Annotated in this window: 15 protein-coding genes and 2 pseudogenes; 8 read left to right on the top strand and 9 right to left on the bottom strand. The window is 57.6% G+C overall.

From position 1 onward, the window contains the following. The first annotated feature begins 487 nt into the window (after positions 1-487). The 5 genes and pseudogenes from J2X43_RS28185 to J2X43_RS28165 all read left to right on the top strand — a co-directional run bounded on the left by J2X43_RS28185 (position 488) and on the right by J2X43_RS28165 (position 3,556). Entirely contained in the window at positions 488-823 is a 336-nt protein-coding gene (locus J2X43_RS28185; RefSeq protein WP_310300473.1) for a hypothetical protein, read from the top strand. A gap of 762 nt (positions 824-1,585) precedes the next feature. Further along, positions 1,586-1,768, top strand: a complete 183-nt coding sequence (locus J2X43_RS28180; RefSeq protein WP_310300470.1) for a hypothetical protein — start codon at positions 1,586-1,588, stop codon at positions 1,766-1,768. Further along, the gene (locus J2X43_RS28175) at positions 1,765-1,992 is read left to right on the top strand and encodes a hypothetical protein (protein ID WP_310300467.1); all 228 of its coding nucleotides are present in this window, start codon (positions 1,765-1,767) and stop codon (positions 1,990-1,992) included. The genes J2X43_RS28180 and J2X43_RS28175 overlap by 4 nt, the downstream gene beginning before the upstream one ends. Before the next feature lie 80 nt (positions 1,993-2,072). Continuing rightward, positions 2,073-2,711, top strand: a complete 639-nt coding sequence (locus J2X43_RS28170; protein WP_310300463.1) for a glutathione S-transferase — start codon at positions 2,073-2,075, stop codon at positions 2,709-2,711. 217 nt (positions 2,712-2,928) lie between these two features. Further along, positions 2,929-3,556: pseudogene (locus J2X43_RS28165) on the top strand (SDR family oxidoreductase). Positions 3,557-3,587: 31 nt separating this feature from the next. On the opposite strand, the gene J2X43_RS28160 reads toward J2X43_RS28165, so the two are convergent. The 3 genes from J2X43_RS28160 to J2X43_RS28150 form a co-directional block, all read right to left on the bottom strand. Further along, on the bottom strand, positions 3,588-4,037 hold the full coding sequence (locus tag J2X43_RS28160; RefSeq protein ID WP_310300460.1) for a hypothetical protein: 450 nt from the start codon (positions 4,035-4,037) through the stop codon (positions 3,588-3,590). 190 nt (positions 4,038-4,227) lie between these two features. Continuing rightward, entirely contained in the window at positions 4,228-4,431 is a 204-nt protein-coding gene (locus J2X43_RS28155; protein ID WP_112386845.1) for a cold-shock protein, read from the bottom strand. Positions 4,432-4,843: 412 nt separating this feature from the next. Beyond that, positions 4,844-5,059: a hypothetical protein gene (locus J2X43_RS28150; protein WP_162698877.1), complete on the bottom strand. Its 216-nt coding sequence runs from the start codon at positions 5,057-5,059 to the stop codon at positions 4,844-4,846. Positions 5,060-5,264: 205 nt separating this feature from the next. Between J2X43_RS28150 and J2X43_RS28145 the strand changes: the two are divergent. Both J2X43_RS28145 and J2X43_RS28140 read left to right on the top strand, forming a co-directional pair. Next, positions 5,265-5,401 (top strand): annotated as a pseudogene (locus J2X43_RS28145) (SDR family oxidoreductase); the annotation flags it as partial. 97 nt (positions 5,402-5,498) lie between these two features. Next, a complete protein-coding gene (locus tag J2X43_RS28140) occupies positions 5,499-6,251 on the top strand; it encodes a sulfite exporter TauE/SafE family protein (protein WP_310300456.1) in 753 nt (250 codons plus the stop codon). Positions 6,252-6,271: 20 nt separating this feature from the next. Here J2X43_RS28140 and J2X43_RS28135 read toward each other — a convergent pair whose 3' ends face one another. The 3 genes from J2X43_RS28135 to J2X43_RS28125 all read right to left on the bottom strand — a co-directional run bounded on the left by J2X43_RS28135 (position 6,272) and on the right by J2X43_RS28125 (position 8,559). After that, the gene (locus tag J2X43_RS28135; protein WP_310300744.1) at positions 6,272-6,895 is read right to left on the bottom strand and encodes a hypothetical protein; all 624 of its coding nucleotides are present in this window, start codon (positions 6,893-6,895) and stop codon (positions 6,272-6,274) included. A 550-nt stretch (positions 6,896-7,445) separates the two neighbouring features. Next, the gene (locus J2X43_RS28130; protein ID WP_310300453.1) at positions 7,446-7,673 is read right to left on the bottom strand and encodes a DUF6894 family protein; all 228 of its coding nucleotides are present in this window, start codon (positions 7,671-7,673) and stop codon (positions 7,446-7,448) included. Between the two features lie 532 nt (positions 7,674-8,205). After that, positions 8,206-8,559: a response regulator gene (locus tag J2X43_RS28125; RefSeq protein WP_310300450.1), complete on the bottom strand. Its 354-nt coding sequence runs from the start codon at positions 8,557-8,559 to the stop codon at positions 8,206-8,208. A gap of 526 nt (positions 8,560-9,085) precedes the next feature. Here J2X43_RS28125 and J2X43_RS28120 point away from each other — a divergent pair. Next, on the top strand, positions 9,086-9,253 hold the full coding sequence (locus J2X43_RS28120) for a hypothetical protein (protein WP_310300447.1): 168 nt from the start codon (positions 9,086-9,088) through the stop codon (positions 9,251-9,253). 59 nt (positions 9,254-9,312) lie between these two features. Here the strand turns inward: J2X43_RS28120 and catE are convergent, their stop codons facing one another. The 3 genes from catE to J2X43_RS28105 all read right to left on the bottom strand — a co-directional run bounded on the left by catE (position 9,313) and on the right by J2X43_RS28105 (position 13,708). Then, positions 9,313-11,463, bottom strand: a complete 2,151-nt coding sequence (gene catE / locus J2X43_RS28115; protein ID WP_310300444.1) for a catalase C — start codon at positions 11,461-11,463, stop codon at positions 9,313-9,315. 87 nt (positions 11,464-11,550) lie between these two features. Then, on the bottom strand, positions 11,551-12,054 hold the full coding sequence (locus J2X43_RS28110; protein WP_112386851.1) for a ferritin-like domain-containing protein: 504 nt from the start codon (positions 12,052-12,054) through the stop codon (positions 11,551-11,553). A gap of 778 nt (positions 12,055-12,832) precedes the next feature. Further along, positions 12,833-13,708 (bottom strand): alpha/beta fold hydrolase, encoded by an 876-nt coding sequence (locus tag J2X43_RS28105; RefSeq protein WP_112386852.1) that lies wholly within the window; start codon positions 13,706-13,708, stop codon positions 12,833-12,835. Positions 13,709-13,724 lie beyond the last annotated feature (16 nt).

Here is a 13,724-nt window from a genome sequence, read left to right as displayed (position 1 = left end):
CAGTTGTGTTGCAGATTGGTGTTTCGGCGAGCGGCGTGAAACGAATTAGCGAGTGATAGTAAAGATTGGATCAGTTGGCAGCTGACGAGCTTCTCCCGTTCGATCACGGGGTGATTTACTGCGCCATCTACTGGAAGCGATTGCTGCATCCGCGCCGCCGCAGCAATCGTTGCTGTTGTCGGCGACCTTGACAAGCCCGGCGCCTGAACGCTCCAGATCTTGTCTGAATGACCTCGCAGACCGGGCTCTTACCGCATTGGTATTATACGTCCGCGAGCCGCTTCCCGCGCCGGCCATGCTTCGTTCAACCCCGACGTTTACAGGCCACGGCGCTCAGCCGTTACCAGCAGTTAACACGTTGAGGCGCGCATCGGCGGACGAAAAAATGACAGGAAATGCCTTGGCGCGTCATTGCAGACGAAGACCTCCGTAAGAAGGCATCTTTTGGAGATCCTGTGCGTTGTTATTGGAACGACAGGAGGATCCTATGGCAGGAACACATACACGGACGAATGCGCGCGTCGTCAAGTCTGAGCTCGATCGCTACGCGCTCGAAATGGAGGAAGCTCGCGCAGAATCTGAAATATCGGGCACGGAGCATATTGCGGAAGCCAAAACTGCAGCGGAAAAGGAGCTCGCATGGCTGAAAAGTGAAGCGACGAACCTTCGCTCACGTTTGGCGATCATCCAAGGCCGAAGCACAAGCAGCAGCGCAAGCGGCCCGAGGGCCTCCCATCGCGTGCTGAAAACGATTTCGGTATTTGCGCTCACTATGATCGTTTCCACGCTTTTACAGCACTCACGATCCGGTGGCCGCGGATAGGCAGAGAGCTCTCATGATGCTCGCCGGTCCAAGCGAAATGCTAAAGGCCGCAGGAGAGGCGGTTTTAAGGGCCTCCTCCGATTTGTATGCGGCGGTTGTAGCGATAGGCCGGTGTCACTTCTGCGCAGGGACGTCTCATCAATATCGCCGTTATTCTTGCTCATGGGGCGAGGGGCCATCGCCCTCGACCCAGTAGTGCATAGCGGGCAAAAGTCTATCTTTCTCAGATGATTGGATAGATCCTAAAGTGTCATGGTCGACATTTTTCTTCTCTGCCTATAATTGTGCGAAAGAAGCGCCCAGCGCGGCCGAAGGTTCCCGAACCTCGCCTGTCGGTAAGGTTCCCAATGCGGTGCGGGAATTAGCACCTTGCAGGCAGGGTTTCCTGTAAAAGGAAATCAATGGCAACTCTACCTACAAAATTCGCAGCTGCGGACATGACGCTCGCCGGCCATCGGCTCGCAAAGCTCGACGATGCGAGATCAGGACGCGGTTAAGCAGCGGTACGACGTCGAGATCCATCTGTCTTCATCGCGGGTGTAGCCATGGGCGCATAACGCCGCTGCAGCACCCTTACCGCGATGTCGTCACCGTTAAACGTCAGGTAACCATTGACCCGGCCTCAAACGTGAAATGAATCAGGTGCTGGAGATCGGATTGGCAAAGCTTTAGAAAAGTGGTGAAGCTGCCCCCCTTAAGGTAATCAAAAGAAATGAATCTGGCAGGTAAAGCGGGCATAACGGCCCTTTTTAGGAGGATATGATGGCCACGAATGACACCAATGCTACACCCGAGCAACGACGCCCGCGCGATGTAAAGCCGGTTCCCAAGAAGCCCCACATTGCCGACAAGGAATCACTGGCGCCTGCCACGGTGCAGCCTGCAGGCAGCAAGGACGAGAGCGAACGTCCAAGCATTGATCCGGTTACCGGCGTTGCACTATGACCGAGAATGCCGACCTCCAGCTCGAGGTGGAAGCTCTCGCCGTGACCGCGGAAGCCGAGCCTGAAACGACCGTAGATCTTAGGTCGCTTGCTGTTCAGCTCTGGGCAAATTTCGATGAGTTTTCCGTTGAAGAACTGCAGGACATTTTGCGCCAAGCGTGGCGTATTCGCGGCTTGCCGTTTAACGACAACGCGGGCGGCGATGGCGCCATGCTGTTAAGCTAATCGGTCTTGCACTGATCCGTACACCTGTACTGTTCGTAACAGCGCGCGACCGCATATGGACGCGGCCCGCCGGAGGTTCAATGATCATTTTACACCATCTCAATAACAGCCGATCTCAACGTGTGATCTGGCTGTTGGAGGAGCTCGGCCTCGAATACGACGTCCGTCACTACAGGCGCAATGCCGACATGAGTGCTCCGGATGAACTGAAGCGCGTTCATCCGCTCGGAAAGTCGCCCGTGATTGAAGATGCCGGCCACGGGGACACACAACCCATACTGACCGAGACCGCGGCGATCTGCGAATACCTGGTCGCAAAAGTTGACGGCCAGATGGGCCCGCCGGAAGGCCCCTCCGGCCTGCTTCGCTACCGCATGTTTCTCCACTATGCCGAGGGTTCTGTCATGCCAGTGCTGTTTGCGCTCCTTGCAGTGTCCCGTGTACCGCTTCTGGGAAAGGTCGCCTTCAAAAGGCTTCGCCCTATGCTCGACGTGCACCTCGACTATATCGAAACTGAGCTCTCGACGCGGCCCTGGTTCGCTGGCGAGAGCATTTCGGCCGCCGACGTCATGATGAGCTTTCCTCTTGAGGCTGCAGCCAAGAATGCCCGCCTGAGCGGTTCCCGGCCTGCAATCGCCGAGTGGCTCAAACGCATTCATGCTCGCCCGGCCTATATCCGGGCGCTCGAAAAGGGCGGGCCTTACAGGTTTGCACAGTGATCGAAGATGTTATCTCGGACCACTGTCGCAAGCTGTACGGGAACAAGGATCGTCAGCGGCGCATTGTCGTTCGACGAGGCTGACGAAAGGCATATCGTCGAAACTAAGGTCGCCATCGCACACCTGTCTCTATAGGTGGGGTCTGAAGATCATTGCCAGGCCTGTCGCTTTGGTTACAGGCGCCGCATCTGGAATAGGATTGGCGACGGCGTTCAGGATGGCGACCGACTTCGATCTCGCATTGGTCGATTCCGATAGTTAGGGAACCGGTCCGCTCGAAATTTTCCAGTGACCGTTGCCTCACTTTCTGTGCGGATATCGTCGTCGGACGAAGAGATTGGAGGTGCTCGCGCGGCCCTTTTGGCAAGGGTCGGCCGCCTGGATGCCATTGTCGACAACGCCAGCATTAATGGGGTGTGGGCCCCAATTGACGATCTGATGCCGAACGAGTGGGACAGGATCGTTCGCGTCAACCTGCGCGGCACGTACCTCACGCTGGCGTTCGCACTTTCACCTCACCCGGTGCGATTGCTTACAGCGCGACAAAAGGCGCCCAGGTCGCGATGGCTCAGCAGCTGGCACTCGAACTCGGCCGTCATTCAATCCGATCAACGTTCTTTGTCCGGGCGCGATCGCTACCGAAATATCAGCCTCGACGCATATCAGGCATCGCGAGGATGTGGAGGTCCCGTCGTGTGTCCGGAAGGTAGCGTTGCTCTCACGAAAGGCCAGCCAGGAACAGCGCTGATGCAGCTGACGCTATCCATTTTCTGCTGACCGCTAGCGCGAGGCACATAACCGGCCCGCCGCTATTTATCGACGGAGATCAGGGACTTCTCCGGTAAAGACGGCTACGGCGGTTTTAGCCGTTCGGCCTTAGTCGTCCTGCGTTGGCCGTATCGTATCGACCGAAATCTTGCCATCGACCAAACCACGCTCAAGATCAGTGCGTCCGTGGTCGATCTCGGTCACCGAATAAAGCTTGTCGTCGCGAAATGAGCTGGCATTCGTCGTGGTCACGCCCTCGGCCGGAGCTGAGTCGATCTCCATGAAGTCGAGCTCGCGGCTGGTCGCAACGATACGGGCGTCTCCTGAGCTGCGCGCAGCAACAACAACAGTCCCATGGCCAGGCGAATTGGCCCATCTGGGATCGGTCGGCGCCGCGATTGGCTCCAGCCTGTAAAGATTCAGGGTTTCGCCACCAAAGTCGGCACCGGCCGCAGCCGCATCATCAATCTGAGCTTTGCTCTCGACAGACCTTCCGAAGCGGACCTGACTGGTCGCATTGTTGGGATTTTCTCCGCCTGCTCTCGATACATTCGACATTAATGATCTCCATCGTGCTGGTGTGTCAGTCGTAACGACGGGGGGTCCTAACGGTTCCGTGCTGATGCGCGGTTTCACCGGGCGATGGATGATCGGTCAGTCTGGAGGGGAGATTATCGTCGCTTGTTACTGCGATTCGGTGCCCGCAGCAGCCGAAACACCCCGGCCACAGAGGCCGGGGCGCAAAAGCTTAGGCAGGTCTGACATTCTCAGCCTTGGATTTTCCAGTCTTGCGATCCTGGCCAACGTCATAGCTGACCTTGTCGCCGTCGCGCAGTGATCCCTGACCACCGAGCGCGCTGACATGAACGAAGACATCAGGTCCGCCGGCATCGGGGGTGATGAAGCCGAAACCTTTTTCCTGATTGAAGAATTTCACTGTGCCAGTTGCCATGTTTATCCTCGTGAGAATTGCGGCCTTAACTACCGCTGCCGACCTTAAGCAGCTGCCAGCCAGTCCGCAACCTTCCTGTCGCACTCGGCGGGCAGGACCTTCAAATTGATCCCCAGCGGAGGCCTGCTCCCAGTGAGTTTTTTGTCCGTCACATGTTTTCTTGCCTGAGAATCTGTCCACTGATGCGGAGGGCTCAGTCTTCATCCATGTTCCTGGGCGCCAATTGCGAACGCAATGGTTTGACTGGGAACATATGCAGCCCCTGGAACTGTTGGGCGATCCGCCGCGTTTTTCGAACAGGGCACGGTATGCTTCATTAGTTTCGGAGACTGAAATGGATGATGAACTCATATTTTCGCGGCGTGACTGGCTCGCTACTGTCAGCGGCGTCTTGACACATAAGGCCACCGGATCAAACGTTGAAGGCGCACCCTGCAATATGCTCCTCGGCAATGCTATCCATCATCTCGCTGGCCTCGAAACTTTGAAATGCGACGAGCACGAGGCTTCGGTCGCACTGGCAGGCATCGTACTCAATTGCAAGGACTGCCGCCGTCTCGCTTCGAAGTTCGGCGAAGCATTGAGAGTAGCCGAATAGGGAAACCTCCGTTTGCTCGCGTTCAACCATTTTCGGCTCAGCCGGCAGTGATACACGGTGCAGCTATATTGCCCGCGAGGGCGTCGTCACACGCGGCCAGGACGGCATCGTCTCTGGCTCACGAAAGCACTGCAACAGGGCCGGGACCTCTCCTCGCTGTCCGGAACGGACCAGAGCGGTCTCGTCATGTCGGTTTGGTGGTAGCCAGAGGCAACACGTTGACGCGCATGCCGCGATTGCCAGCCGCTCAACTCTCAAGCGCTGGGGCACAGCCGACGATCTGGTGGGTCCAATCTTGTTTTGTGCTCGCCGGCTGCGGCCTTTGTCACGGGTGTGACGTTGCCCGTCGATGGCGGTTATGGCGTCGGCTAGCGCTCTCCAGCCAATAACACCCACGCGGCCTCGCTTCGACGCGCTGACAATGTTAGATCGTCAGTGATGCGGTCATATGCGAACCCCGGCAGTGCCAATGAATGATATGTTGCTCCTGTTGCTCGCAGGGATGCTGGCAGGGAGCATGAACGCCTTGGCGGGCGGCGGGTCCTTCGTGTCCCTGCCGGCGTTGATCTCCGTCGGCGTGCCGTCTGTCGCGGCCAACGCGACGAGCACATTTTCTCTTTTCCCGGGTAGGTTGGCGAGCTCCTGGGTGTATCGCGATGGTTTCGGTAAAGTCTGCGGCGTGCCGGTTTTGCCGATTTCGCTTGCAACCGTCCTTGGCGGACTCTGCGGCAGCATGCTGCTGTTATTGACGCCTTCCCGTGTCTTCGACGCCATACTGCCCTGGCTGCTTCTGATTGCTACGGGCATGCTTGTCTTCGGTCGGCGCATCAGTGCGGCCTTCCGGAGCCGCGCTTCAGCCCGAACCGCGACCATCGTCCCAATCCAATTCCTTCTCGGCGTCTATGGCGGCTATTTTGGTGGAGCGGTCGGCCTGATGATGCTGGCCACCTGGAGTATTTTCGGCGGAGGCGAGATCAAGGAACTAAACCCGATGCGGATGTTGATGGTGACTGCTGCAAACGCAGTGGCTGTCATTGTTTTCGTCGCAGCTGGGGCGATTGCCTGGTTCCAATGCCTTCCCATGTTGACGGGCGCGCTTCTCGGCGGCTGGGCAGGTGCGCATGTTGGCTTGAAATTGCCAGCTTCCGCGGTCCGTGCCCTCACGATTGCGCTCGCGGTGGCGACAACGGCGCTGTTTTTTGTCCGGGCCTATTTTTCTTAGAAGCTGGCGTATAGCCAAACCTATTTCAAGAAACCGTCGCGTCCGAACTCGTCCCAGCCATCCAATTTTGAAGCGTCGGCGTCTGCCATGGTCCGGACCTTAGCGGGCTTACTCTTTTTGAGCGATCGCGTCAGCTTCGCCTGATATGCGGCGCGCCGCCGGTTTTCGGCTTTGGTAATCGCGTCTTCATCGCGCCATTCGTCCACCACACCCCGGTCCAGAATGTCCTCAACCACCTTGGGATCGAACACGTGGAAGGTGATCCGGCGTGCCCTGCCATTCAGCCGGACGGTTCGCGTACCTGCGCTCGGCAGGCGGCCGTCCGCCAGCCAGCGATGGCGTTCGCTGGTTGTGATCGTCAAGATGTCCTGGATCTCGCGCGGGATCACCGGCAATCGCTCAATGCCATCGAGTAGATTGGCGACGATCGCCGATATCGCATGAAACTCGGCCTTCTGGCTGGCAGGCATCACCAGAGTGATTTCGCCTCCATCAAGGTCAAGCGACTTCTTCGCCGGCGCTGGCACCCTGGCGCGAAGCTCCATGAGAATGCCTTTCGCACGAACCGTCGATCCCATCGTCGCTGCCGGCACGAGTCGCCATGTCTTCAGGAGTTCGACATCATTCTTCTGTTCTTTCCGCATGGTGATGAAATGGGTTGCCGCGCGCTCTTCGTCAACGAGGCGAGTGTCGCTCAACCTGCCAAAGCCACAATTCTGTCGCGCGGGTCATCGCGAAGGATCGAACTGCCAGGTCAATCCTCCATGCACCGTGGAAAATTACAGTCGGCACAGCGCGATCGCCTTAGAAACAGCACGCCGGCGGATCAGGAATTGCATCTACGCAGGCACCCTGCACCAACGACGCGTCATCCGTTGAATGACTGACGCATGATATGGGCGGAGCCACGAAACTCGGGGCAGCCGGGACTGGGTTCGCGAGTGCTTGGCGGCCGGCGCGCGACCCCTGCGGCGCCGGAGCGATTTTCGATCTGCGGAAGTCTTGGAGCATGGGTTAAGAGGCTGTGACCAGTCGTTGTGAACCCTGTGGCTCGGTGGTCGCGACCGACACTTTACGGACTTCAGATGGCATGCGCACGGAACCGCAGGATCAATAAAGCGGATCCGCCCCACAGCCAGTGACCGGTGGGCCGACCTTGATCAGCCCATCCGATCGAAGCTGAGTTTCAGGTTCTCACTTTATGACCGACAAAAAGGGTACTGTCGCGATGAGGGTGCCGCCTTCGTCGCGGACCTCAAATGTCTTTCCGTCGATAGGTTCGCCGCTTAAAACAAGCTCGGCAACCATCTCCCTTGCAGCCTTGACGGCTTCATTGCGGGCTTCCCCACCGCCCGGTAAGTCGATGCCTTCCACGTCTTCGATATAGACTGCATCTTCGTGGATATGGAAGTAGTGCCGCATTTGCTTAGAACCAAGAGAAACCGCATTCGTTCCAAAAATAACAGCAACTTGTGGCCTTGATACGGTTAAGCCGGTGTTCGGCCCCTTTTAACAATATTACAGGTCGGCGGTTGTGAGGAGACGGTCGGCGATCATGCATTCGAGCGGGCAGTTGTATGCTGAGCACGTCCCCTCCGGCGAGCTCCAGACTTCGCACCACTTCGTTCGTCCGGTACCGTCTCACGACGATAGACGGTTTCGCGCAACGTGTGCGGAACCAACTTGTTTGATCAAGGTTTTTATAGCGACACGGAAACCTCGTTCCCAATCGGGGCCACGATCGAAACCCCTCACGATAGCCTGTCGAGACTCAGCCCTCGGTTCCCTCCCTCTCGAACCGAGGGCATTTCTTTTAAAGGAATCGCGAAGTGCCAAGCCTATAGCTAACGATTGCTCTCTCCTTCGCATGCACCCGCACCAACATCCGAGCGGCTCTTTTGAACAGGCTTGCCGCCGGTATCGCGACGACATCTGTTGACGGGTGGGACGGCGTTTAGACCTGGCCAGGCCGATCTTTCAAGGCGCGGGCAACCGCAGCCACAAGGAACTCGGGTTCGCACGGTTTCGAAAGTTGTTCCCCCTCGGCGAAGGCCGGTTCGATCTCCGGTAGGGACTCGGCCTCGCCAGAATAGACGATGAACGGTGTGCCTCTCTCAACAAGGATTCTGACAACCTCTGCGCACAGCCCGTCCGACAGCCGTGGATCAACGATCGCGGTCGATGGAGTGTTGTCGTTCAGCCAATCCTTCGCATCTGCACATGTGGAAAAGGTCACGTGATCGTGGCCATACTCGCCGAGCAGCATTTCAATGTCGAGCGCGATGAAGGGCTGGTCCTCGAGCAGCATTATTGTAGCCATGATTTTCCCTCTTGGGCAGTCTCAATCGCTACCCGAAAGCCGCCGATTTGTCACTCGTGCGGCTCGTTGCGTGCGATGCCGTACATTTGACGACCGTCTGCAACATTCTGAGAGCCGCGCGCTTTCCAACTGGCCGCCTGTGGTCACCCAAAGCGCCACCGAAACTTTGGAAAGCTCGTCTCCATTGTTGTCTCCTGCGGCTGCGACGATGACAGGTCCTATCATTGCTGAATGATCCGGGCAGGATACCTTTGAAAACAGCGCAAGGCGAGGCTGCACCGTCCGCCCGATATTCGACCTATCACCGACCTGTTCGGCAGCGGTCTGGCGCAGGTCGCAACGCTACTTGGAAAATAAAAGGCCCATTATTCGATCCGCCTGCTCCGCCCGACCTCAAGGTCCGGGTTGGTTGATACGAAGGAAATCACGCTTTTTGAAAACCATTCGGAACACGATCGGAAAGTGGGAGTTAAGCTTTCGAGATCATGAGGATCTCTTAAGGAGGAAAATGATAATGGCATCCACTGGCACCGACACTTCGCATTCCAAGAGCGGGTCCAAATCGAGCTCGGGTAAGAGCGCATCATCGACGACGAAAAGCGCAAGCTCGTCTGGCAAACAGGGCGGCTCGCATGAGCAGCACGTCAAAGCCGGCGCACAGAGCCACAAGAACTCGAAGTGACATCAAACCCTTTATCCGAGAAGATTAACGGGCGCGGAACACTCCGCGCCCGAACTGAATCAGGCGATTGGCGGCGATGCCTTGCCGAGCTTCACTGAAGGCTCGCGGCCCCAAACACGCAGCTTGCCGAGTTCTTCAACAAACGCTTCTATGTCCTTGCTATCTGATAACTGAATCGTTCCCTCGTCAAGCTGACCGGAAATTCCAGCTTTTTCCAGGAGCGGCATGGCAGATTGGTCGTAGCCGATGTACTTGCAGTGCTGGAAGGCGTCTGCGACGAAGTCGCGGGCGGCCGCTTCTTTGACAAGGTCGTCGATTGCCTGATGCGACGTTAAAAGCACGACTGCATCGAAAAGTACCGACGGCCCCCCGTCGATCATATGGTTCGCCTCTATGGAGCTCCCGTCGTCGGCCGTGACGCCGCCCACCTTTGGAGCGATCAACTCGATGACGGCTTTTTGGGCTGCGACTGCCTTCGTCAACGCTTTCAGCAGCTTCGCATCGACGCCGTCGGCAATCATAATTCCGAGTTTGCGCCCTTCGAACCGCATCGGTCCGCGTTCGACGATGCTCAGCGCAGGGGAAGCTTCAAGATCCTGCCTTGTCGGCATGGCGGCATCCGCCGGTTTCGGCATCGATTGAAAGCCAAGCTTCTGCGCGACCGTCGTCGCCAGCGTCTCGTCGATGTTCAAAAGGTGCGACACCATTCTCTCACGGATCGCCAACGATTCGACCTTGCTCAGTTCGAATGTCAACGCCGACGCAATATGGCGCTGTTCCGCCCCGGTCTGGCTGATGAAGAATTGCCGGGCCTGGCTATAGTGGTCCGCAAAGCTCTCAGGACGTAGCCGCGCCTTCTGACCCTGTTCGTCAGCAGGAAAGTGCCGATATCCGCGGGACGGCGATTCACGGGGGCCTTCCCCATGCGAGTTCGGTTGGTAGTTCGCCCTGCCGACGGGATTGCGCATCGCCATGTGGCCGTCCTGCTGAAAGTTGTGCATGGGACATTTCGGCGCATTAATTGGCAGATGTGTAAAGTTTGGACCGCCCAGACGCTTCAACTGAGTGTCGAGGTAGGAGAAGTTCCGGCCTTGCAGCAGCGGGTCGTTGCTGAAGTCGATGCCCGGTGGCACGTTCTGCGTCATGAACGCGACCTGCTCGGTCTCGGCGAAAAAGTTGTCCGGCATCCGGTCGAGAACCATCCGCCCGATCGGCCTAACCGGCAGGATTTCCTCAGGAATGATCTTCGTCGGGTCAAGCACATCGAAATCGAAGTTGTCCGCGAAGTCCTGATCGAAGAGCTGAACCGCGAGTTCCCATTCCGGGAAGTTGCCAGACTGGATTGCATTCCAAAGATCGCGTCGATGGAAGTCCGGGTCAGCGCCGTTGATCTTGACGGCCTCGTTCCACGCAACGGACTGCAGGCCGAGCTTCGGCTTCCAATGAAACTTAACGAAGGTCGATTTGTCCTCGGCGTTGACGAACCTGAAGGTATGGACGCCGAACCCCTCCATGAAGCGGAGCGACCGTGGGATGGTTCGGTCCGACATGATCCACATGACCATGTTCATACTTTCGGGCGTCAAACTGATGAAATCCCAAAAGTTGTCGTGCGCGGTTTGTGCCTGGGGGAAGGCGCGGTCCGGCTCCTGCTTGGCGGCATGGATGAGGTCTGGGAACTTGATCGCATCCTGGATGAAGAAGACCGGGATGTTATTGCCGACTAGGTCCCAATTGCCCTCCTTCGTATACATCTTCACCGCAAAGCCCCGAACGTCGCGCGCAAGATCAGCGGATCCTTTGTTGCCGGCGACTGTTGAAAATCGCACGAAGACGGGCGTCTTTTCGCCAGCACGCTGGAATACGTCCGCGCGTGTGACGTCCGCCAAGGATTCGTACGTCTCGAAGAAGCCGTGGGCGCCGTAGCCCCGAGCGTGTACAACACGCTCGGGGATCCGTTCGTGGTCGAAGTGGAAAATCTTCTCGCGGAAATGGAAGTCGTCAACGAGAAGCGGCCCGCGTGGACCGACGCGTAGTGAATTCTGATCGTCGTCGACGGGCGCGCCCTGCGACGTGGTTAGGATGTCCTGGCCATCCTCGGCAAACTGGTGAAGTTCGCCTCCAGTGCCTCGATGAAGCTGCTGGTCGTGGATCTTGACGACTTCGTCAGACGAAGGAAGGGATGTGGGTTTCGCTGGGCGTTTGGCCATGTTAGTGTCCCCTTGAACTTGATCTTAATTCGGATAACTGCGAAAAGGCCGCCCTCCGGGCGGCCTTTTGCTTGACAGGTCGCGATCTTATGCGGCCTTGGTTTTACCGGCGGCGTTGGCCTGCTTTTCGGCTAGCTGTGTCAGCTTCTGGTCGGTGGCTTCTTCCTCGGAAAGCGTGGCTTCGAGGAGTGGAACGGCGTCCGTCAAGCCCAGCTGTTTCGCCCAGGCAATGAGCGTGCCGTAACGCGCGATCTCATAATGCTCGACCGCCTGCGCCGACGAGATAAGTCCGGCGTCGAGAGCAGGAGAGCCCTTGAACTCCTCCATGATCTCCTCACCCTCGGCAAGAATGCCTTGGATCGCTTCGCAGGTCTTGCCGCGGGCCGGCTTGCCGAGAATTTCGAATACTTGTTCGAGCCGCTCGATCTGGCCCTGTGTCTCGTCACGATGCTGCAGAAATCCAGCCTTGCCTTCTTCCGATTGCGCGGCGCGGGCCATCTTCGGCAGAGCCTTCAAGACCTGCTTTTCTGCAAAATAGATATCCTTGAGCGTGTCGAGAAATAGGTCGTCGAGTGTCTTGGTCGTTGCCATGATATTCTCCGTTGTTTTACTCGCTCTCAGCCGATCTCGTTTGCGTTCTGATCCTAGGTGAGAGACGCGAAGCTAACCTCCGCGCAGCTGGTTTGTTCCCTGTCCAATATCGGACAAAGAAGGAGCGGCCGTGAGCAGTCGCCAAATTTGATGGAGCCTTGTTGCGCAGTCTGTAGCCGTCATCGCTCAGTCCAACGATGATGTGTTGAGCGTAAGAGCTTTCAACTTGCGGTCCGGAGGCGAGCCGGATGCGCTACACGGAAGACGGCGGAACGACCCCAAGCGTGGGTGCTAGAAATCCGACATCTTGGGTGCGAAGATCAGCTGCGTCCGCGACTATAGACCGGACCTCATCATGTCCCACCCCGCTTCCACCGCCGACGCAATGAGTTCAGCACGCTTCTCCGTGGCGGATGCTCTCGACGTCTCGTTCAGGTGTTTCAGCGCGATATCCAGACACTGCTTCAAATCTTGTAAACGGCCGGGACGGTGGAATGGCTACTTCGAATGAAACCGCGCAGGTCCACCGAAGTTCCAGGAAGCGCTGAGGGCTGTAAAGCAAGATAGAACTCTTCGTCATCGACTGCTGGCGGGACCTGCGAAACGCTCTCGCCTTCAGTTCGACCGTTTCGTGTCTAGCTCTCTCAAAGTCATTCCGACGAGCCCCCACAAACATGGATGCGATGAGGGCAGTCAGAAGCGCAAACATATGATTTCTCCAATTGCCCCAATGAGCGCGTGAAGCAAAGTTCCGCAATCGACCACGCAGCAGGCGGCGCTAACCTTCCAGAAAGACCACGAGTTCTCGCGCGACCGTTTCTGGATCCTCGCGCTGCGGAAAGTGTCCGACGTTCTGAAGGAGAATGCGTTGGAAAGGTCCTGAGAATTTCTGGTGGACGGCTTCCGACATCACAGCTGGGGTGACACCATCTTCTTTGCCCTGAATGAAGATCGCCGGAAGCGACAGGGACTCTGTCTCCTTCACTCTCTGCTCGAGCCACAGGCTGCGCGGATCGGGTTCTGCCTCTTCCCAGCGAACCCGATAGCTGTGAAGCGTGATCGCCACCCAGTCTAAGTTTTCGAACGATTTCGCGACTGCCCCGAAAGTCGCCTCGTCGAACCAGCCTTGGGGCGCCCAGTTTTCCCACTGGATGCGGGCGAACCCCTTAGGATCTTTGGCGATAGCTTCGGCCCCTCGCTTCGTCGCCATGAACCATTGATACCAGTAGAGCTGGGACTGCCGGAACGGCGGCGTCCGCAGACCGCCCATGCGCGGCGTCGACGAAAGCTGGGCAATCCTCTCGACACGGTCGGGCCAGCCGATCGCCAGGCATTCGGCGATATGCGATCCCCAGTCGTGCCCGACCACCGAGAACCGCTCGATGCCGAGCCCGTCCATCAGTGCAATCGCATCCATGGCGAGGATGCCGCCGTTCGCGGTCCTGAGCGCGCTGTCGCTGCGGAAGGTCGTGGGGCCGAAGCCGCGCAGATACGGAATGACAAACCTTAGATTTCGATCCTTCAAGCGCTCTGCGACCCCGTTCCATGTTGTGGGGTCGTCCGGCCAACCATGAAGAAGGAGTACAGGTTTTCCGTGCTGTGCTCCCGTCTCGAAGAAGGTGATATCGAGGTCTTGCGTTCGAACGTGCGGCATAGCTTCGCTCCTGGTG

This window comes from Rhizobium sp. BE258, from assembly GCF_031457345.1.
In the GTDB taxonomy this organism is placed as follows: domain Bacteria; phylum Pseudomonadota; class Alphaproteobacteria; order Rhizobiales; family Rhizobiaceae; genus Rhizobium.
Note: the sequence above shows the minus strand (reverse complement) of the source record. Positions and strands in the feature narration are given on the sequence as shown.